General features: G+C 66.9%; 15 protein-coding genes. 5 read left to right on the top strand and 10 right to left on the bottom strand.

The window, feature by feature from the left end:
- Positions 1-4: 4 nt before the first annotated feature.
- Genes ACYVHH_RS13655 through ACYVHH_RS13640 form a run of 4 tightly spaced genes read right to left on the bottom strand, consistent with a single transcriptional unit; the run spans position 5 to position 6,566 of the window.
- Positions 5-2,467 carry an efflux RND transporter permease subunit gene (locus tag ACYVHH_RS13655; RefSeq protein ID WP_460565730.1) on the bottom strand — a complete coding sequence of 821 codons (2,463 nt, stop codon included), beginning with the start codon at positions 2,465-2,467 and terminating at the stop codon, positions 5-7.
- On the bottom strand, positions 2,464-3,522 hold the full coding sequence (locus tag ACYVHH_RS13650) for a WD40/YVTN/BNR-like repeat-containing protein (RefSeq protein ID WP_460565729.1): 1,059 nt from the start codon (positions 3,520-3,522) through the stop codon (positions 2,464-2,466). Before ACYVHH_RS13650 ends, ACYVHH_RS13655 begins: the two co-directional genes overlap by 4 nt.
- Before the next feature lie 11 nt (positions 3,523-3,533).
- On the bottom strand, positions 3,534-4,886 hold the full coding sequence (locus ACYVHH_RS13645) for a DUF1329 domain-containing protein (protein WP_460565728.1): 1,353 nt from the start codon (positions 4,884-4,886) through the stop codon (positions 3,534-3,536).
- Between the two features lie 15 nt (positions 4,887-4,901).
- Positions 4,902-6,566, bottom strand: coding sequence for a DUF1302 domain-containing protein (locus tag ACYVHH_RS13640; protein ID WP_460565727.1), 1,665 nt, complete (start codon positions 6,564-6,566; stop codon positions 4,902-4,904).
- A 180-nt stretch (positions 6,567-6,746) separates the two neighbouring features.
- On the opposite strand from ACYVHH_RS13640, the gene ACYVHH_RS13635 reads away from it, so the two are divergent.
- Positions 6,747-7,658 carry a LysR family transcriptional regulator gene (locus tag ACYVHH_RS13635; protein ID WP_460565726.1) on the top strand — a complete coding sequence of 304 codons (912 nt, stop codon included), beginning with the start codon at positions 6,747-6,749 and terminating at the stop codon, positions 7,656-7,658.
- Here the strand turns inward: ACYVHH_RS13635 and ACYVHH_RS13630 are convergent, their stop codons facing one another.
- Genes ACYVHH_RS13630 through ACYVHH_RS13620 form a run of 3 tightly spaced genes read right to left on the bottom strand, consistent with a single transcriptional unit; the run spans position 7,659 to position 10,057 of the window.
- Positions 7,659-8,198 (bottom strand): thermonuclease family protein, encoded by a 540-nt coding sequence (locus ACYVHH_RS13630; protein WP_460565725.1) that lies wholly within the window; start codon positions 8,196-8,198, stop codon positions 7,659-7,661.
- Positions 8,173-8,451, bottom strand: coding sequence for a hypothetical protein (locus tag ACYVHH_RS13625; protein WP_460565724.1), 279 nt, complete (start codon positions 8,449-8,451; stop codon positions 8,173-8,175). The genes ACYVHH_RS13630 and ACYVHH_RS13625 overlap by 26 nt, the downstream gene beginning before the upstream one ends.
- A gap of 34 nt (positions 8,452-8,485) precedes the next feature.
- Positions 8,486-10,057, bottom strand: a complete 1,572-nt coding sequence (locus ACYVHH_RS13620; RefSeq protein WP_460565723.1) for a methyl-accepting chemotaxis protein — start codon at positions 10,055-10,057, stop codon at positions 8,486-8,488.
- A 218-nt stretch (positions 10,058-10,275) separates the two neighbouring features.
- Here ACYVHH_RS13620 and ACYVHH_RS13615 point away from each other — a divergent pair, with 218 nt between their 5' ends.
- Together ACYVHH_RS13615 and ACYVHH_RS13610 are read left to right on the top strand one after the other, a co-directional pair.
- The gene (locus ACYVHH_RS13615; RefSeq protein WP_460565722.1) at positions 10,276-10,914 is read left to right on the top strand and encodes a dioxygenase family protein; all 639 of its coding nucleotides are present in this window, start codon (positions 10,276-10,278) and stop codon (positions 10,912-10,914) included.
- Positions 10,914-12,002 carry a metal-dependent hydrolase gene (locus ACYVHH_RS13610; RefSeq protein ID WP_460565721.1) on the top strand — a complete coding sequence of 363 codons (1,089 nt, stop codon included), beginning with the start codon at positions 10,914-10,916 and terminating at the stop codon, positions 12,000-12,002. The genes ACYVHH_RS13615 and ACYVHH_RS13610 overlap by 1 nt, the downstream gene beginning before the upstream one ends.
- On the opposite strand, the gene ACYVHH_RS13605 is transcribed toward ACYVHH_RS13610, so the two are convergent.
- Genes ACYVHH_RS13605 through ACYVHH_RS13595 form a run of 3 tightly spaced genes read right to left on the bottom strand, consistent with a single transcriptional unit; the run spans position 11,980 to position 17,657 of the window.
- Positions 11,980-13,365 carry an efflux transporter outer membrane subunit gene (locus ACYVHH_RS13605; RefSeq protein ID WP_460565720.1) on the bottom strand — a complete coding sequence of 462 codons (1,386 nt, stop codon included), beginning with the start codon at positions 13,363-13,365 and terminating at the stop codon, positions 11,980-11,982. The genes ACYVHH_RS13610 and ACYVHH_RS13605 overlap by 23 nt on opposite strands.
- Positions 13,366-13,369: 4 nt before the next feature.
- Entirely contained in the window at positions 13,370-16,528 is a 3,159-nt protein-coding gene (locus ACYVHH_RS13600; RefSeq protein ID WP_460565719.1) for an efflux RND transporter permease subunit, read from the bottom strand.
- A gap of 10 nt (positions 16,529-16,538) precedes the next feature.
- Positions 16,539-17,657, bottom strand: a complete 1,119-nt coding sequence (locus ACYVHH_RS13595) for an efflux RND transporter periplasmic adaptor subunit (protein WP_460565718.1) — start codon at positions 17,655-17,657, stop codon at positions 16,539-16,541.
- Between the two features lie 219 nt (positions 17,658-17,876).
- Here ACYVHH_RS13595 and ACYVHH_RS13590 point away from each other — a divergent pair, with 219 nt between their 5' ends.
- Together ACYVHH_RS13590 and ACYVHH_RS13585 are read left to right on the top strand one after the other, a co-directional pair.
- Positions 17,877-18,509, top strand: coding sequence for a TetR family transcriptional regulator (locus tag ACYVHH_RS13590; RefSeq protein WP_460565717.1), 633 nt, complete (start codon positions 17,877-17,879; stop codon positions 18,507-18,509).
- Entirely contained in the window at positions 18,506-19,129 is a 624-nt protein-coding gene (locus tag ACYVHH_RS13585; protein WP_460565716.1) for a YitT family protein, read from the top strand. Before ACYVHH_RS13590 ends, ACYVHH_RS13585 begins: the two co-directional genes overlap by 4 nt.
- Positions 19,130-19,227: the final 98 nt, after the last annotated feature.

Genomic DNA, 19,227 nt, shown 5'->3' with positions numbered 1-19,227 from the left:
AAAGTCAGACGGCGGAAGGCGCCACGGCTGGGGCCGCAGGCGTTGAGGCCGCTGCAGGAACGGGTGGCTCAGTGGGCTGCCGCACGGCCGCCGGGCGCAGCAGGAAGTGCGCGAGCGCAGGCACCAGCACCAGGGCGCCGAGCATGTTCCACAGGAACATGAAGGCCAGCAGCAAGCCCATGTCGGCCTGGAACTTGATGGGGCTGCCCACCCAGGTGATGACACCGATGGCCAGCGTCACGCCGGTCAGCATGACCACCTTGCCGGTGAAGAGCAGCGCACGGTAGTAGGCCTCGGACAGGCTCTTGCCCTGGCGCAGCTGCGCCAACGTGACCGACAGGATGTAGAGCGCGTAGTCCACGCCTATGCCCACGCCCAGCGCAATCACGGGCAGCGTCGCCACCTTCACGCCCATGCCCAGGGCCACCATCAGCGCCTCGGCCAGCATGGAGGTGAGCATGAGCGGCAGCACCGCCACCACCACCGCGCGCCAGCTGCGGAAGGTCACGAAGCACAACACCACCACCGCGCCGTAAACCAGCACCAGCATCAGGTGCCAGGCGTCCTTCACCACGATGTTGGTGGCCGCTTCAATGCCCGCCGAGCCCGCCGCCAGCAGGAACTTGACCTCATCGGTGTCGTTGGCCTGGGCAAACGCTTCAACGTGCGAGACAACGCGCGCCAGCGTGTCGGCCTTGTGGTCGCGCAGGAACACATAGACCGTGAGCAGCCCGCAGGCGTCGTTGTACAGGCCGCGCGGCGCGCCAGCGGTCACGGTGTTGAGCATGTCCTGGTTGGGCAGGAACTCGTACCAGCGCGGGTTGCCTTCGTTCAGGCCCGACAACACGCGGCGGTTCAGCAAGGCCAGGGTGTTGGTGCTTTCCACTCCGTCGAGCTGGCGCAGCTGCCACTCCAGCGCGTCCACCTTGTTGAGCGTGTCGTAGGCCGAGCAGTGCCCGTCAGGCGTGCGCACCATCACGGCCAACACGTCGCTGCCCGCGCCGTAGGCCTTGTTCATGTAGGCCACGTCGCGGTTGTAGCGGCTGTCGGCCCGCAGCTCGGGCGCGCCGGGGTCCAGGTCGCCGATCTTGAGCTGCGTGCTTGCCGCCAGACCAGCGGTGCCCAGCACGGTACCAAACACCACTGCCAGCGCGGCCCAACGGCGCTGTGTGAAGCGGTCCAGAAAGGCCCACACCGGGTGCTTGCCTGCGCCGCTCTCGTCGGCGGCCTCGGCACGCAGGCTGCGCTCGGCAGCGTGCGCGCTCACACCCGTGTAAGACAACAGCACCGGCAGCAGGATCAGGTTGGTGAAGATCAACACCCCCACCCCGATGGACGCAGCAATCGCCAGTTCGCGGATCACCTGGATGTCGATGACCAGCAGCACGGCAAAGCCCACCGCATCAGCCAGCAGCGCCGTGAGGCCCGCCAGGAACAAGCGGCGGAAGGTGAAACGCGCCGCCACCAGCTTGTGCATGCCCCGGCCCACGTCCTGCATGATGCCGTTCATCTTCTGCGCGCCGTGGCTCATGCCGATGGCAAACACCAGGAACGGCACCAGGATGGAATAGGGGTCCAGCGCAAAGCCCAGCGTGGGCAGCAGGCCCAGCTGCCACACGACGGCCACCAGAGAGGCGAAAACCACCAGCAGCGTGGAACGCACGCAGCGCGTGTACCAGTACACCATGGCGGTTGCAATGGCCACGGCCAGCGCGAAGAAGCCCAGCACCGCGCGCACACCGTCGATCAGGTCGCCCACGATCTTCGCAAAGCCGGTGATGTGCACGCTCACGCCTTCGGCTTCGTACTTGGCGCGCAAGGCTTCCAGCCGGGTGGAAAAGGCGGCGTAGTCCAGCGCATTTCCCTCTGCGTCCTGCATCAGCAGGGGCACGAAGATCACGGTGGAACGCGCGTCGCGCGCCACGGTCTGGCCGATCTCGCCGGAACGTGCCACGTTGGCCGCAAGCTGTTGCAACGAAGCGGCCGAGCCGTCGTAGCCATCGGGGATGACGGGGCCGCCTTCCAGCCCTTCTTCGGTCACGCCCACCCAGCGTGTGGTGGGGGTCCACAGCGACTTCATGCGCGCGCGGTCCACGCCGGGCAGCAGAAACACCTCTTCGCTGAATCGGCGCAGCGTGTCCAGGTAAGCCGCGTCGTAAACCGTGCCATCGCTGCCCTCGGGCCGGGCCACCGCAATGCGCACCGCGTTGCCCAGGCCGCTGAGTTCGCGCTGGTACTTCAGAAAGTTCTGGATGTAGGAGTGCGTGGCAGGGATGGTTTTTTCGAAGCTGGCGTTGAGTTGCAGCTTGGTCGCCTGCCAGCCCAGCACCACGGTAACCAGCGCGCACAACAGCACCACCAGCCAACGCTGGGTGAACAGCACCCGCTCGATGATTGAGCCGGAACGGGGGTCGAACCCTTGCAGCCCGCCTTGCGGCACAGCTGAGGTGGAGTCATTCGGCATCATGGGCGGCCCCCTTCCTGTGCGGCTGGCGCAGGCAGGGTCACCACCCCGCCCAGGCCCACGGTCAACACACGGCCATCGTTCAGCGGCAACACGCCTGCCAGCGGCGGCAATGGCGTTGTGTTGAGCGGCTTCATCGTGCCGCCCTTGCCTTGCAACACCACACCTGCCTGGCCAGCCAGAAAGAAGCTTCCCTGCGCCGTACCCGCACTGGCCGCCACCGACGCGGGCACTGGCATGGGCAGTTGCGCCCAGTTGCGGCCGCCATCAGCGGACCGCCACACGTTGCCGCGCAAGCCCGCCAGCAACACGGCGCCGTCGGCCTGCAACTCCCCGGTGAACCAGCTGCCCCGGTAGGGCGACTCCACCGCCTGGAAGCTGTTGCCGCCATCGCTGGAACGCGCCAGCACACCCTGTTCGCCTGCCAGCCAAACGGTGTCGCCCGCGCGGCGCGCCACGTACCAGTGCATGGCACGCGGGTTGGGCAGGCGGTCCATCCACGGCTGCCAGGTCTTTCCACCATCAACAGTGTGGAAAGCCAGCCCATAAGCCCCCACCGCCAGAATGCGCTGTGCATCCCACATCAGCACATCCAGGAAGGGTTTATCGGGGCCGTCGTCCTTCAGGCGCTGCGCGTCGGCCTGGGCCTGTTCGCCCTTCGCCGCACGCTGGACGATGGCGGCCAGCTGCACGCCGTCCAGGCGCAGCTGCCAGCTCGCGCCGCCATCGGCCGTGGTGAGAACCGTGCCGCCATGCCCCACAGCCACGCCGTGCCGCGCATCGGCAAAACGCACCATGGTCAGCGTCACGCTCACCGGGCAAGGCACCTGGCGCCAGGTCTGGCCCTGGTCTTCGCTCAAGGCAACCATGCCACGCTCGCCCACCGCCACAATGCGCTGGCCCGCCTGCGCGGCGGCCAGCAACACCGAGCGCTCGGGCTGGCGCACCTGCAACGCCGGGCGCTGCAGGGCGTCACCCACGGGGGACGCCAGGGCACTTGTCTGCACGCCGTTGCCTGCGGCAGCCAGCGCCAGAAGGATCGCTTTCACAACCGTCATGACCGCCCCGTTCAACGCACGCCCTGGCCAACCATGGCGTCAGGCGTGAAAAAGGTGTCCGGACGGCGCGGCACGATCTTGTAGTGCTGCTCGCGCTCGTTCACCACACCGCTGGCGTACCAGGCGCCCGAGATCAGGTCGTTGAAACCCCACTGCTGCTGCGGAGTGGTGGCAGGCAGGTCGGGCATCACCACCGGGTGCGACCAGATGGTCTTCCAGAGCTGGCCGTTGGCGTCCCAGCGGTCACCCAGCACGGCCACCCAGGTGTCTTCGTCCACGTAGTAGCGGCTCTTGGGCGCCTGGTGGCGCTGGCCGCTTTTCAGCGTTGCCTCGATGACCCACACGCGGTGCAACTCCCAGCGCACATGGTCGGGGTTGAGGTGGTTGGCCAGCAGCACGTCGCTGTCCTTGGTGGGCGTGTGCAGCCGGTTGCTGTTGTAGGGAATCAGCATTTCCTTCTTACCCACGATCTTCCAGTCGAAGCGGTCGGTGCGGCTGGCAAACACGTCCACTTCGTCAAAGCTGGCCACGCCGCTGGTGGCGGGCGTTGGCGTGTCGCAGCAGGCGTTGGGCAGCTTGCGCACGCGGCGCTGGCCGGTCAGGTACACCCACGCGCCGGTCTTGTCCTGGTCCAGGTTGTTGCGCCCGGTGATGGCTTCACCCGCACGCACCGGCGGGCCGCTGTTGACCAGACGGATCAGCCAGTACTCGCCATTGAACTTGTCGGCCTGGCCTTCGGCGTAATAGGGCATCTGGAAGTCCCCTACGCCCTGCACAGACAGCACCCTCTGGCCCGTGGCGGTGCCCAGGTAGCCGCGGAAGTCGGTCTGCCACGCCTCGCCTCGCCAGTGCAGTTCGTGGTTGGCCATCACTTCCTGCCCCGTCTTGGGAATGGGGAAAGGAATACCGCCGAACGCGCCCTTGACCACTTCACCATCCAGCTTGGCGCTGGTGGCGTTCTTCAAGGTGTTGTCATAAACCCATTGCGGTGCAGCCGCCGTGCGATGGGTCTTGTACACGTCCACCCGGAAGCTCTGCGGGTACTTCTTCAACAGCGCCTGTGTGCCATCGGTCAGCTTGTCGGCGTACTGCGCCATGTTGGCCGCCGTGATGCTGTACAGCGGCTTTTCGTTGGCGAACGGGTCGCCCCGGCGGCCACCGTTCTTGAAGCCCGGGATGGGCGTGGTGTAGCCGCCCGTCCAAGCGGGAATGGTGCCGTCCTTGTTGCCTGCGCGCTCCGCGCCCAACGGCGTCAGGTCACCCTTGAGCCGTTGCGCCTCTTGTGCTGAAACCTGGGCCAAAGCGGCGCCCGCGCCAGCCAACGCCAGTGCACACGCCACGGCCATGTGTCGAAGTTGAATCATGCTTGTCTCCTGAAATCAGAAAGTGGTGCGGACGGAGAGGGTCAGGTAGTCGCGGTCCTTGAGCGCTTGCTGGTACTGGGCGTTGTTGGCCGAATCCAGCGTGGGAGCAGCCTTGCCCAGGAACCGCACGTAGTTCGCGGCAAAAGTCCAGCTGCCCAGGTACACGGCCGACAGGCCCAGGCTCAGGTCGCCGCCCTTGTCCACGCCAAAGCCCGGCCCCACGGCAGACGACTTGCCGCGCGCATAGCCCAAACCGATAGAGGGCGTGAGGTCCAGCCCCGGCATCACCTGCCGGTAGGTGGGTGCATAGACCATGCGCACCGCCCAAGCCGACTTGTCGGCGTTGGGGTTGAGCATGTGCGTGTTCTTCGTCACCTTCAGCCGCTTGTTCCACGCCACCTCGCCCAGGAACGAAGCCTCCTGCGAGATGAACGAAGGCCCCAGCGACGCCAGCCACGAGAACTGCGCGTGCGCGGTTTCACCCACCGCATAGCCGGGGTTGCTGTTGTTGTTCAAACCGGTGTTCACGCCGATCGACGACAGCGTGCTCTGCCCCGAGCTGGCCAGCGGCGCGTTCTTGCGCACCGACATCTCACCGGCTAGGCTCCACTCGCCCACGGTCTTGGCAAAGCTGGCGCCGTAGGCCCGAATGCCTTCGTGGTACAGCCAGCGGTAGGAGCTGGCAGACAAGGCGGGCGGGAACCCAGTGAGCGTGTTGTTGATGTTGCTCGGCGTCATCGCGTGGTAGCGGATGGCGTAGAGGCCGAAGTCGGTGTCGATCTCCGGCACGCGGAAGCGCAGTTGCAAACCACCCTGGCCGCTGTCCTTCGCGTCCAGATCCGGCGCGCGCACAAACGTGCCCGCCGGGCCTGCGTTGATGCGCTCGGCCCCCGGCCCCATCGCATCGCTGCTGGACAGGTAGGCCCCCGCCGGCATCAGGCGCGTCTTCTCCCACTCGTAGGCAAGGTAGCCACCCAGGGTCACGTCGGACGACAGCTGCACCTGTCCCGACAGCTTGCCCGTGGGCCGCGCCACTTCCTTGAACGTCGAGTTGGGCACGGACAGCAACTTGATCAGGTCCAGCGGCGCCTGCCCGCCTGCAATACCGTTGGCGCCGAAGAACAGGCTCTCGCCCCACAGCAGCGTGTGGCGGCCCAGGCGCAGCGAGGCGGGCTTTTCCGCCACGTCGAAGTTGGCGTACACAAAGGCGTCCAGCAGCTCGGCGTTGCGCCCCATGAGCTTGCGCGTCTCGGCAGGGAATTCGCTGCGGGGCGTGTGGTTTGAGGTGAAGGTGCCGTTGTCCGTCTTGCCGTTGTAGACGCTGTCGTACCAGGCGGCAGCGCTCAGGCGCGCGCCGTAGCCGGGGCCGGTCAGGTCCAGTTCGCTGAACAGGTCAAACCGGTTCGACACCAGCCCACGCCCGAAGTTGTTGTTGCCGTCGTCCTGGTTCGCCGTCAACGGCAGCTGGGCCGACAGCGCCGCCATCGGCTTTTCCAACCGTGTCATCAGGCTGTACTTGACGGTGTTGTCCCAGCGCAGTTTCCAGTCGGGGTTGCCGGTGTCGAGTTCGATCGCAGACGCGGTCTGCGCGGCCACCAGGGCCAACAGCGCGGCAGCCACGGCATGGCGTCGGCCGGGTATGGGGGCGGGCTTGGCGCCTGCCTGCTTGTGTAGGGGCATGGCTTGTCTCCGTTGTATGTGTTGATCGCATCCGCCGGGATGCGACGCACCCCTCACGGATAGGGCGCAACTCTAGGGAGAGCGTTTACATTCGGGAAATGGATTCTTTGAATTCATGGCATCGATCGAACAAATATCAGGGACAACCCGCAAGGGAATACCCGAAGGCAGACGGAGACCATGCGTTTCAACAAACTCGACCTGAACCTGCTGGTCGCGCTGGATGCGCTGCTGGCCGAGCGCAACATCAGCCGCGCGGGCGAGCGCGTGCACCTGAGCCAGCCCGCCATGAGCAACGCGCTGGCGCGCCTGCGCGACTACTTCCAGGACGAACTGCTGATCCCGCAGGGGCGGCAGCTCATCCTCTCGTCACGCGCACGCGAGCTCATCGAACCCGTGCGCGAAGTGCTCATGCGCATCGACAGCACCATTGCCACCCAGCCGGTGTTTGACCCCACCGAAGCTGAGCGCACGTTCGTGTTGCTGATGTCCGACTTCAGCAGCACCGTGTTCGTGCCATCGCTGATCGAACGCCTGTACGCGCAGGCCCCCGGCATCAACCTGGATCTGCGCATGCTCAATGAACGGCCGCTGGAGCAGCTGGAGCAGAACGAGGTCGACCTGCTCATCATCCCCTCGCAATACGTGTCGGACCAGCACCCTTCCGCCCCCTTGTTCGAAGAGGAATACCTCTGCGTCACCTGGGAGGGCAACACCCGCATCCGCGACGCGTTGACCTTCGACGACTACGTGGAAAGCGGCCACGTGGCGGGCAGCTACTCGAACGCCAAGCAGCGAGCGCCAGCGTTCGACACCTGGTTTCTGGAACGCTTTGGCGTGAAGCGGCGGGTCGAAGTGTCTGCACCCACACTGGCAGCACTGCCACAGATGGTGGTGGGCACCAATCGCATCGCCACCGTGCACCGCCGCATTGCCCTGCAGGCCGCCAAAACACTGCCCTTGCGGCTGTGGGCGCCGCCCATCGAAATCCCCACATTGATCCAGACACTGCAGTGGCACCGCCACCGCGACAACGACCCAGCACTCAAGTGGTTGCGGGAGCAGGCTTTAGAGGCCGGCGCCTTGATCTGATCAGCGCCGAGCCCTGCGGAACTCCCAGGGCGGAACCGGGCTTGGATCGCTCCACAGCCCCTTGGCGCTGGCGCGGGCCTCGTGCTCGGCCTGCGCGTAGTACCTGCGGTCCTCCTCGGTCTGTTCGTGCTGATAAGCCTTGTAATGCCAGGCTAGGCCCGCCCGGACCAGCAACAGCCCCGCGTCGCGCCCATCGACAAGCACCTTGCCCAACGTGCGGCCATAGCGGTCGGTCTTGCCGGTCTCTACCGTCACATCGCGGTCGGCCACCAGGTCGGCCAGAGCCTGGCGTGACCGCCGGCTCCAGGGCTGGCCACGTTCCGGGGCATCTATGCCTGCCAGCCGGATCTTGTGGGTCACCCGCCCCCCTGACAAGACGGCAATGGAATCGCCATCGCTCACCCCCACAACGCGGCCATGCAGAACCGACGCGAACACAGGCACGCCCCAGCACATGGCCAGGGCGGCGAGCAGACAGGCAGCCAGCCAGCGGGTGCGGCTGGCCAGCAGGCGGTCAGTTGGCAGTGCCCACCGCCTCACGGAAGCACTTGGCCGTGAAGCTGGCCCGCGCCGCGCCGTACAGTTTCCGGTCAGCGGCAGTGGCCTCGCAAGCGGCCTTCGCATCCTTCTCGCACTTCTTCAGGAAAGACGCCTTGGCCGCGCCGGAAAGCCTCTTTTCGGCCGTGGCGGCGTGACAGGTCGTGCCCTGGGCCTGCGCCTGGAATGCCAGGGTGGCAAGGCACAGGGTCAACACGGTGGCAAAGGTTTTCATCGAAGGGAGCGTGGGGGTCATGGCCTCTCCTGCCGGTGGAACAACAAGCAGCACTTTAACGGAGCCGCAGCCCGTCAGGCGACAGACGGAACACGCCCACCGCCTCGATCAGCCGGTCCGCCTGCTGCCGGAGGCTTTCGGAAGCGGCCGAGTTCTCCTCCACCAGCGCCGCGTTCTGCTGGGTGACGCGGTCCAGCTGCGCCACGGCGTCGCCAATCTGCGCGATGCCACCAGCCTGCTCGTCGCTGGCGGCGCTGATTTCGTTGATGAGCTGGGTGACACGGTGCACTTGCTCTACCATGGCCCGCACGCTGGTCCCGGCCTCTGCCACCAGGCTGGCACCCGCGTCCACCCGTTCGACGCTCAGACCGATGAGGTCCTTGATTTCCCGGGCGGCGGCGGCGCTGCGCTGGGCCAGGGCCCGCACCTCGGCAGCCACCACGGCAAAGCCGCGCCCCTGCTCGCCCGCCCGCGCCGCCTCCACCGCAGCGTTCAACGCGAGGATGTTGGTCTGGAACGCTATGCCGTCGATCACGCCAATGATGTCGGCGATCTTCTGCGAACTGCCCGCAATGTCGTGCATCGTGTTTACCACGCGCTCCACCACCTCGGCACCGCTGCTTGCCGCCTCGCTGGCCTGGGTGGCCATGCGGCTGGCCTCGCGGGCGGTGGCCACGTTCTGCCTCACGGCGGCGGTCAGTTCCTCCATCGAGGCAGCCGTTTCCTCCAGGCTGGACGCCTGCGCCTCGGTACGCTGCGACAAATCCGCCGTGCCTGCCGCTATCTGCCCCGATCCCGCAGCCACGCCCTCTGCGCCCTGGCGCACGCGCGTCACCACCGACGCCAAGCCATCGCTCATGGTCTGCAAGGCCTGCAGCAAGGCCGCAGCCTCGTCACGCCCCCGTACCTCCATGCGCCGGGTCAGGTCGCCGGCCGCCACGGCGCGTGCCAGTTCCACGGCCGCGCGCAACGGTCGCCCGATGGAACGGGTGATCAGCCACGCCAGCATGGCGCCCAGTACCAGCGCCAGCGCCGCGGCCCCCAACAGGGCCGCAACCATGCTGGCGTGCATGTCCCGGGTGCGTCCGAACTCCTCGGCGGCCCCGCTCACCTGCAGGCGCACCAGTTGCTGGATGGCCTCTTGCACCTTGGGTGCGGTGGGGCTGATACGGCCAAGGTAAAGATCCATGGTGTCATCGAAGCGCCCGCCCTTCATGGCCTCGGCCGCGGGGAGGATGGCCTCGCGCAAGTACTGATCCTTCAGCGTGGCGAAACCGTCTGCCAAGAGGGTCTCTTCCGTTGTCAGGCGTGTCTGGCGGTAGCGCCCCCACAGCGTGTCGATAGCCTCCAGGTTGCGCTGCAACTCCGCCGTGCGCTTTTCCACGTTGGCGTTGCCCGGGTCCAGCAGCATGTCCATCACCAGCACCCGGTTGCGCTGCACCAGGTAGTTCATGTCACCCAGCAGCCCCAGCGGCACGGTACGGTCCTCGTACACCGCGCGGGTGGCTTCGAAAAAACGCTGCGTGCCGCCCAGGCCAACTGCGGCCATGAGCACCATCAGCAGCAACACCACGCCAAAAGCACCGGCCAGGCGAGTACCTATGCGGACGTTCTGTAGCAGACGCATCTGTGCAAATCCAGGAAAGCGGCCCGCCGGTGCCCCCGCCCTCTCGGAAGCCCCCCTGCCACATCTGCGACGAATCTATGGCTTGCCGGTGACAAAGATGTGACAAACACCAGAATCATGTGATCTGTGCAACACAAGGAACTCGTCCAGTCACACGCCATCCAACCCTCCTGCGCGCGGATGACCGTGCGACACAACACCAGCCAAGGAGAGCCCCCATGTCCTCCACGCCAACGTCTCGCCGCCGCTGCATTGCCCTGGGTACCGCCTGGGTGGCTGGCTTGTCCGCGCCCGCCTGGCTCACGCCCGCGCTGGCACAGGGGCGTGTTCTGCGCCCCACCCCACCGCAGACGGAAGGTCCGTTCTACCCGGTTACCCTGCCTGCCGACACCGACTTCGACCTGATGCGCAACAACAGCCAGACCGATGCGCGGGGCAAGGCCGCCTGGGTGGAAGGCATCGTCACCGACACCGCGGGCGTGCCCGTTTCCGGCGCGGTGGTCGAAATCTGGCAATGCGACCACGCCGGGCATTACCACCACCCCGGCGACGGGGGGCGCGCCGACCCGGCGTTCCAGGGCTTTGGCCGAGTGACGGTAGGCCGCGACGGGCGCTACCGCTTCCGCACTCTCAAGCCCGTTCCCTACACGGGGCGCACCCCGCACATTCACGTCAAGGTCAAGCTCGACCGCATGGAACTGCTGACCACCCAGCTCTACGTGGCGGGCGAGCCGGGCAACGAACGCGACTTCCTCTGGCGCCGCCTGAACGAGCAGGACCGGCAGGCGCTGACCGTCCCCTTCCGCCAGTCCACCGACGGCCTGCGCGCCGAGTTCCCCATCGTCGTGCAGGCCTGATGGATTCGCTCACACAGATTGCGCTGGGCGCGGCTGTCGGCGTGGCCGTCATGGGGCGGCGCACCGCCGTGTGGAAGTCCGCGCTCTGGGGGGCGGTGGCGGGTACCCTGCCAGACCTTGACGCCTTCATCGACCAAGGCGACGCCATCCTGAACATGACGCGCCACCGGGCCGAAAGCCACGCGCTGTTCTACCTGACGCTGGCGGCGCCCGCCCTGGCCTGGCTGGTTTCGCGCCTGCACGGTGAAGCTGCCCTGTTCCGGCGCTGGTGGCTGGCGCTGTGGCTGGTGCTCGTCACCCACCCGCTGCTCGACACCATGACGGTGTACGGCACACAGTTGCTGCAACCCTTCAGCAGCCACCCGTTCGGCGTGGGCAGTGTCTTCATCATCGATCCGCTCTACACCTTGCCGCTCGTGGTGGGTGTGGTGGCGGCGCTGTCGCGCGCGGCGGGCAAGGGCCTGCGCTGGAACATGGCCGGGCTCGCCCTGAGCACGCTGTACCTGGGCTGGAGCGTGCTCGCACAGCAACACGTCGAGCGGCTGGCACAGGCTTCCCTTGCCGCGTCGGGCATCCAGGCGCAAGGCCTGCTCGTCACACCCGCGCCTTTCAACACGGTGCTGTGGCGGCTGGTGGCCGTCACCCCCACCCACTACCACGAGGCCTACCGTTCGCTGCTCGATGGCGACGCCCCCATCACCTGGCGTGCGCACGAACGCGGCGCCGGGTTGATCGAGGCGCATGCCAGCAACACCCACGTGGAACGCGTGGCCCGGTTCAGCCACGGCTTCTTCAGCCTGGGCAACCAGCAAGGGCGCCTGACGGTCACTGACCTGCGGATGGGGCAGGAGCCCTATTACACCTTCCGCTTTGACGTGGGGCCGCTGCCCAGCACGGCTCCCGTCCGCCCGGTCAGCCTGCCCGGCTCACAGGCGCATGCCCCCTTGCAACTGCGTGAACGCCCCGATCTGGCGAGTGCCTTGCCCTGGCTCTGGTCGCGCCTGCTGGGGCGGCACGACGATCCCCTGCCCGTGCGCCGGCAGGAGACCGTCGGCGCCGCCAACCTCACGCCCCGCCCGTTGCCTTGAACAGGGCCACGCGGGCCTGCAGCAGCGCGTAACGCGTCTGCACCAGGGCTTGTTCGGCGGCAAACTGGCTGCGCTGTGCGTCCAGCACCTCCAGTTGGCTGGCCACGCCCTGGCGCTCACGCAAGGTCGCCAGCCGCAGGCGCTCCGTCTCGGCCCGCACCAGTGCCTGTTGCGACGCCAGCTGCGCCGCCAGCGTGTCGCGCCCGGCCAGCGCGTCATTCACCTCGCGGAACGCCGTCTGGATGGCTTTCTCGTATTGCGCCAGCGTGATCTCGCGCTCGGCCTGGGCCGACGCCAGGTTGGCCCGGTTGGCCCCGGCATCAAAGATCGTCAACAAGGCCTGGGGTGCCAGCGTCCAGCCCCAGCTGCCACTCTTGAACAGGCCCGACAGCTCGCTGCTGGCCGACCCCACGCTGGCGGTGAGCGCAATGCGGGGGAAGAACGCCGCGCGCGCCGCGCCGATCTGCGCGTTGGCTGCGGCCAGCTTCTGCTCCGCCGCACGGATGTCCGGCCGCTCCAGCAGCACGCGCGACGGCAGGCCCACCGGCACCTCGGCCACCGCGTCACCGGCAGCCGTTCGCGCCGGTGTCAGCTGCGCTTCGGCCAGGGGCTGGTCCAGCGGCTGCCCCACCAGCAGCGTCAAGGCGTTCAAGTCCTGGGCGCGCTGGCGCTGCTGCTGCGCCAGGGTCACGCGGGCAGACTCCACCAGCGACTCGGCCTGCCGCAGGTCCAGCGCCGACGCCGTGCCCGCCTCAAAGCGCAGCCGCGTCAGGCGCAAGGATTCCTCGCGGGTCGCCAGCGTCTGCTGCGTCAGCCGCAGCAGTGCATCGCTGCTCTGCAGGCTCAGCCAGCCCGACGCCACACCCGCCACCAGGCCAATGCGCGTGCTGCGCAACGCCTCTTCAGAGGCCAGGTACTGCGCCCGTGCGGACTCCTGCAAGCTGGCGAGGCGGCCGAAGAAGTCAATCTCCCAGCCCGTCACCTGCAAACCAGCGGTGTAGGTGCTCTTGATCGGCTCGTCCTCGCCCGTGGTGACTCGGCTGCCCGTCACGCCCGCCGCCACCGTGGGCAAGCGCGCGGCTTCACGTATGCGGTGCTGCGCGCGCAGTTGTTCCACTTGCAACGCGGCAATGCGCGCGTCGCGGTTGTTGTCCAGCGCTTTCTGCACCAGGGCACGCAGGGCCGGGTCGGCCACAAAATCCTCCCAGGCCAACGGCGCCGTCTGGGCGCCCGCCTCACCGCCCGCCCAGGCGGCGGGCATGGGGGTGTCAGGCCGTTGGTAAGGCTGGAACTGCGAGCAACCGGCCAGCACACCAGCAGCCAACAAGGCAGCAAGCGCGGTACGCGTGGGGATCAATTTCATACGTTCACTCGTCATGGCTGTGGACTCCCAGGTGCTCGGCATCGGCGCGATGCACGGCCTGCTGGCGTGCACTGCCCTTGAACAGGCTGCGCACCACCACAAAAAACACCGGCACAAACACCACGGCCAGAACCGTGCCCGTGAGCATGCCGCCAATCACCCCCGTACCAATGGCACGCTGGCTGGCAGAACCCGCACCGCTCGAAATCGCCAGCGGCACCACACCCGCGGTGAAGGCCAGCGACGTCATCACGATCGGACGGAAGCGCAGGTGCGCGGCCTCCAGCGCTGCGGCCACAAGCGTCTTGCCCTGGGCCTGCAGGTCCTTGGCGAATTCGATGATCAGGATGGCGTTCTTCGCCGACAGGCCAATGATCGTGATCAGGCCCACCTGGAAGTACACGTCGTTGGCGTAGTTGCGCAGCCAGGTGGCCAGCAGCACGCCGACCACACCCAGCGGCACCACCAGAATCACCGCCAGCGGAATCGTCCAGCTCTCGTACAGCGCGGCCAGGCACAGGAACACCGCGAGGATGGCAAAGCCGTACACCACAAAGGCCTTGGCACCGGCCAGTTTTTCCTCGCGCGACTGGCCCGTCCACTCAAAGCCGAAGCCCTGCGGCAGCTGGGCTGCGAGCTTTTCCATCTCGGCCATGGCGTCACCCGTGCTGTAGCCGGGCGCGGCGCCGCCGCTGATGCGCATGGCCGGGTAGCCGTTGTAGCGCACGGTCTGCACCGGCCCCACCACCCAGCGCGTGCTGGCAAAGGCAGACATCGGCACGGCCTGCCCCCGGCTGTTCAGCACCGTCAGGCGCAGCAGGTCTTCAGGCTGCATGCGCGCAGGTGCATCGGCCTGTACCACCACGCGCTGCAGGCGCCCGGCGTTGGGGAAGTCGTTCACGTATGCCGAGCCCAGCGCCGTGGCCAGCACACTGGTCACACTGTCAAAGCTCACGCCCAGCGCTGCCGCGCGTTCCCGGTCAACGTCCAGCTGCAGCTGCGGCGCGTCCTCCAGACCATCCGGGCGCACCTGCGTGAGCACCGGGCTCTTGGATGCCATGCCCAGCAACTGGTTGCGCGCGGCCAGCAGAGCGTCGTGCCCCAGCCCGCCACGGTCCTGCAACCGGAAGGTGAAGCCCGATGCTGCGCCCAGCTCAGGGATGGGTGGCGGGCTCAGTGGGAAGATGAACGCGTCGCGCACGCCAGACAAGGCACCAAACGCCCGGCCCGCCAGCGCCTGGGCACTGCTGCCCTCGCCGGTGCGCTCCGACCAGTCCTTGAGAGTGACGAACGCCAGTGCGGCGTTCTGCCCCTGCCCGGAGAAGCTGAAGCCCAGCACACCCACCATGCTCTGCACTTCAGGCTGGTTGAGCATGAAGCCTTCCACCTGCTCCATCACCGAGCGGGTGCGCTCCTGCGTGGCACCCGGCGGCAACTGCACGTTCACCAGCAGCGTGCCCTGGTCCTCGTTGGGCAGGAAGGATGCAGGCAGCCGCTGATACACCACCACCGCCGCACCCACCACGGCCAAATAGACCACCAGGGTTCGCGCCGCACGAGGCAGCAGCCGTGCCAGCCAACTTTCATAGCCCTTCGCCGTGCGCGTGAATCCACGGTTGAACCAGCCAAAGAAGCCCGTCTTCGCATGGTGGTGCCCCGCCTCCACCGGCTTGAGCAAGGAGGCGCACAGCGCGGGCGTCAGCGACAGCGCGAAGAACGCCGAGAACGCGATCGACACCCCCATCACCGCCGCGAACTGGCGGTAGATGTTGCCCACCGCGCCAGTGAAGAAAGCCAGCGGCACGAACACCGAGATCAGCACCACGGTGATGCCGACGATGGCGCCCGAGATCTGCCCCATCGCCTTGCGCGTGGCTTCACGCGGCGGCAGGCCTTCCTCGCTCATGATGCGTTCGACGTTCTCTACCACCACGATGGCGTCGTCCACCACGATGCCGATCACCAGCACCATGCCGAACATGGTCAGAACGTTGATGGAGAAACCCAGCGCCAGCAGCACTCCGAACGTGCCCAACAGTGCGATTGGCACCACGATGGTCGGGATCACCGTGTAGCGCCAGTTCTGCAGGAACAGCAGCATCACCAGGAACACCAGCAGCACCGCTTCGCCCAGAGTCTCTGCCACCTGCTGGATAGAAATCTTCACGAAACGCGAACTGTCGTAGGGAATGGTCCACTTCACGCCGCTGGGGAAATAGCGCTCCAGCTCCTGCATCTTGGCGCGCACTGCGGTGGCCGTGGCCAGGGCGTTGCCGCTGGGCGAAAGCTGCACGCCAATGCCGGTGGCGGGCTGTCCGTTCAGGCGCGCGCTGGTGGCGTAGGTCTGCCCGCCCAGCTCAATGCGGGCCACGTCCTTCAGGCGCACGGTGGAACCATCGGTGTTGGCGCGCAGCAGCAACTGCCCGAAAGCCTCCACAGTACCCAGCTGCCCTTGCACCACCACCGTGGCAGAAATGCCCTGCCCCGCAATGTTTGGCAGCGCTCCGATCTCACCCGCCGACACCTGCGCGTTCTGCGCACGGATGGCGGCGGTCACGTCCGCGGCGCTCAAGCCGAAGCCTTGCAGCTTGGCCGGGTCGATCCACACGCGCATGGCGCGCTCAGTACCAAACAGCTGGGCCTGGCCCACACCGGGCAGGCGCTGCAGTTCAGGCAGCACGTTTCGCGACGCATAGTCACCCAGCGCCACCGGGTCCCAGGCCGGGTCGTCCGACGACAGCAGTGCGAACAGCAGGAAGTTGTTGCGTGCCTTGTCCACGCGCACGCCCTGCTGCGTCACGGCCGCAGGCAAACGCGGCGTGGCGCGGCTCAGGCGGTTCTGCACGTCCACCTGGGCCAGGTCGTCGTTGGTGCCCGGCTCGAAGCTCAGCGTCAGCGAACCCGTGCCGTTGGACTGCGCCACCGACTCCATGTAGATCAAACCCGGCGAGCCGTTCATCTCGCGTTCGATGACGGACAGCACGCTGTCCTCCAGCACCTGCGCCGAGGCGCCTGGGTAGGCTGCGTTGATGACGATGGACGGTGGCGCCACCGGCGGGTACTGCGACACCGGCAACTGGGTGATGGACACCACCCCCAGGACCATCACGAACAGCGCGATCACCCATGCGAAGATGGGGCGGTCAATGAAGAACTTGGCCATGCCTTGCCCCTCAGCTGCCCTGGCCCGGCGCCTGCCACGGCACGGCCTTCACGGGGGCATCGCCACGCAGCTTCTGGAAGCCGTCCACCATCACCTGCTCCCCGGCCTTGAGGCCGTCCAGCACCACCCAGTGCCCACCCTGCTGTCCACCGAGTTTCACGGGGCGCGGCGCCACCTTGCCTTCGGCATCCACCACCATCACGCTGTCGCCCTTGGGCGAACGGGTGACCGCCTGTTGCGGCAGGGTGATGGCCTGCGCGGCCTCGGCCTGCACCAGGCGCACCCGCACGTACAGTCCGGGCAGGAGCTTTCCGCCGGGGTTGGGCACCTCGGCACGCAGGGTCACCTGGCCACTGGTGCTGTCGACCGTCAGGTCGGCAAACAGCAGCTTGCCCGTCTGCGGATGCTCGCTGCCGTCTTCCAGCATCACCTTCACGGCAGCGCCGTTGCCGCGCTTTTGCAACTGCCCGGCCTCCACGGCCCGCGCCAGCTTCATGGCCTCAATGGCAGACTGGGTGAAGTTCACGTACAGCGGGTCCACCTGCTGCACCACCGCCAAAGGCGTGGCATCGCCCTGCCCCACCAGTGCGCCCTCTGTGACCAATGCCCGGCCAATGCGTCCCGCGATGGGGGAGGCGACGTCCGCATATGCCCGGTTGATGCCTGCCGTCTGCACAGCAGCACGCGCCACGGCCACGTCAGCTTCGGCCTGTTTCACCGCCATCTCGGCGTTGACGAAATCCTGCTGGCTCACGGCCCGCTCCGCCACCAGGGGGCGGTAACGCTCCAGCGTGGCCTTGGCCTGCGCCAGCGCAGCTTCCGCCTTGGCCTGCTGTCCGCGTGCGCTGGCCAGCGTGGCCTCGTAAGGGGCCGGGTCGATGCGGAACAGCGCTTGGCCCGCCTTCACGTCGCTGCCCTCGCGGAACAGCCGCTCCTGCAGAATGCCCGTGGCACGCGCACGCACCTGGGCCACACGCGACGCCTCCAGCCGGCCGGGCAGCTCCGTCACCAACTCCACCACGCCGGGCTGCACGGTCACCACCCCGACCTCGGCGGGGGGCATACCCCCGCCCGGGGCAGCCGGTGCCTGCCCGCCTTTGCCGCACGCGGCAAGAAGGGCTGCGCCCATCAAGGCGGTCAAAAACCAAGCTGCCCGCGACGGAGCGCGGGCAGCAGCGGATACGGAAGAAGATCTCTGCAGAACGTCAGGCAAAGCCATGGACCACCTCGATGAGGGCTGAAAAGCCAAAAAGAAACACGCCAAAGGCGCGACGGTTCATAATATACATACATTTTTGAATGTATGTTGACCAAATGGTCATGTTTACGCGTCATTTACACAACAGTCATGGTCAGACGAACCAAAGCCGAAGCCGAACAGACCCGCCACAAGCTGCTGGATGCCGCCGAACAGTTGTTCCTGCAGCGGGGGGTGTCACGCACCTCGCTCAACGACATCGCCACCGCCGCAGGCACCACGCGCGGCGCCATCTACTGGCACTTCCAGGACAAGGCCGACCTTTTCAACGCCATGATGGAGCGCGTCACACTGCCGCTGGAGCAGGCGCTGCAGTCGGCCGCACAACCGGGCACGGACGCACAGCCGCCCCTCAAGGCCTTGCTCGGCACCCTCATGCTCGCGCTGCGCGCCACGGTGCACGACCCGCAGACCCGCCGCGTCTTTGAAATCGCCACGCACAAAGTCGAGTACGTCGACGAACTCCATGCCGTGGCGCAGCGCCGCAACGAATGCATCCGCGACCTGCTGCTGATGACCGAACAGGCTTTGACGCTATGCTCGGCCAGACAAGGCATCACGCTGCCCATGCCCGCACGCACCGCCGCGCTGGGCCTGCACATGCTGGTGGACGGCCTGATCAACAACTGGCTGATGGACCCACAGGCGTTTGACCTGGAGGAAGTCGGTGAGCAGACGCTGCACAACTACCTGCGCGGCCTGGGTCTGGTGGAACACACATGAGCGAACACACGCAAACCTTGCCAGCGGCCGTGCCGCACACCCCTTTCGAAGACGCACAGGGCCTCTTGATCGGCCCGCTATTCGTCGCACTGGCCGTGCTGATGTTCCGCGAGGCCAGCCTGCTCACGGGCGGCACCACGGGGCTGGCCTTCCTGCTGCATTACCAGACCACCTGGCCGCTGGGGGTGGTCCTGTTCGCCATCAACCTGCCCTTCTATGTGTTCGGCCTGCGTTCACTCGGCACCACCTTCACGGTCAAGACCTTCGGCGCGGTGGCACTGCTGTCCATCTACGTGGAACTGCTGCCCAGGTGGGTAGGCTTCGACACGCTCAACCCGGTGTTCGCCGCCATCATGGCCGGGCTGCTGGCGGGCACAGGCATTCTGGTGCTCATACGCCATGGGGCCAGCCTGGGCGGCGTGGGCATCTTGGCCATCTACCTGCAAAAGCGCAAGCAGTGGCGGGCGGGCACCATACAGATGGTGGTGGACGCCGGCATCCTCATGCTGGCCTGGTGGGTCACCACGCCGATGCAGGTGCTTCTGTCGCTGCTGGGCGCGGCTGCGTTGAACCTTGTCATCGCCGTCAACCACCGCAGCGGGCGCTACTTTGGCGTGTGACTCACGCTGCCGTGCATGGCATTCGCGGCGCTAGGCCTAGAATCGTGGCACTCGCCCAAGGGGGGAGTGATTCCATCAACCATCAGGAAAGCAACCAC

The sequence above is a fragment of the Hydrogenophaga aquatica genome (assembly GCF_054780915.1).
The sequence above is the reverse complement of the archived record's forward strand: the minus strand, read 5'-3'. Positions and strand labels throughout refer to the sequence as shown.

Excerpts from the sequence above, each read along its gene's own strand:
- ACYVHH_RS13615 (WP_460565722.1), top strand. The coding sequence starts at position 10,276 with ATGTCCTCCACGCCAACGTCTCGCCGCCGCTGCATTGCCCTGGGTACC.
- ACYVHH_RS13600 (WP_460565719.1), bottom strand. The coding sequence starts at position 16,528 with ATGGCCAAGTTCTTCATTGACCGCCCCATCTTCGCATGGGTGATCGCG.
- ACYVHH_RS13590 (WP_460565717.1), top strand. The coding sequence starts at position 17,877 with ATGGTCAGACGAACCAAAGCCGAAGCCGAACAGACCCGCCACAAGCTG.
- ACYVHH_RS13625 (WP_460565724.1), bottom strand. The coding sequence starts at position 8,451 with ATGACCCCCACGCTCCCTTCGATGAAAACCTTTGCCACCGTGTTGACC.
- ACYVHH_RS13635 (WP_460565726.1), top strand. The coding sequence starts at position 6,747 with ATGCGTTTCAACAAACTCGACCTGAACCTGCTGGTCGCGCTGGATGCG.
- ACYVHH_RS13610 (WP_460565721.1), top strand. The coding sequence starts at position 10,914 with ATGGATTCGCTCACACAGATTGCGCTGGGCGCGGCTGTCGGCGTGGCC.
- ACYVHH_RS13620 (WP_460565723.1), bottom strand. The coding sequence starts at position 10,057 with ATGCGTCTGCTACAGAACGTCCGCATAGGTACTCGCCTGGCCGGTGCT.
- ACYVHH_RS13585 (WP_460565716.1), top strand. The coding sequence starts at position 18,506 with ATGAGCGAACACACGCAAACCTTGCCAGCGGCCGTGCCGCACACCCCT.
- ACYVHH_RS13655 (WP_460565730.1), bottom strand. The coding sequence starts at position 2,467 with ATGATGCCGAATGACTCCACCTCAGCTGTGCCGCAAGGCGGGCTGCAA.
- ACYVHH_RS13605 (WP_460565720.1), bottom strand. The coding sequence starts at position 13,365 with ATGAAATTGATCCCCACGCGTACCGCGCTTGCTGCCTTGTTGGCTGCT.
- ACYVHH_RS13595 (WP_460565718.1), bottom strand. The coding sequence starts at position 17,657 with ATGGGCGCAGCCCTTCTTGCCGCGTGCGGCAAAGGCGGGCAGGCACCG.
- ACYVHH_RS13645 (WP_460565728.1), bottom strand. The coding sequence starts at position 4,886 with ATGATTCAACTTCGACACATGGCCGTGGCGTGTGCACTGGCGTTGGCT.
- ACYVHH_RS13650 (WP_460565729.1), bottom strand. The coding sequence starts at position 3,522 with ATGACGGTTGTGAAAGCGATCCTTCTGGCGCTGGCTGCCGCAGGCAAC.
- ACYVHH_RS13640 (WP_460565727.1), bottom strand. The coding sequence starts at position 6,566 with ATGCCCCTACACAAGCAGGCAGGCGCCAAGCCCGCCCCCATACCCGGC.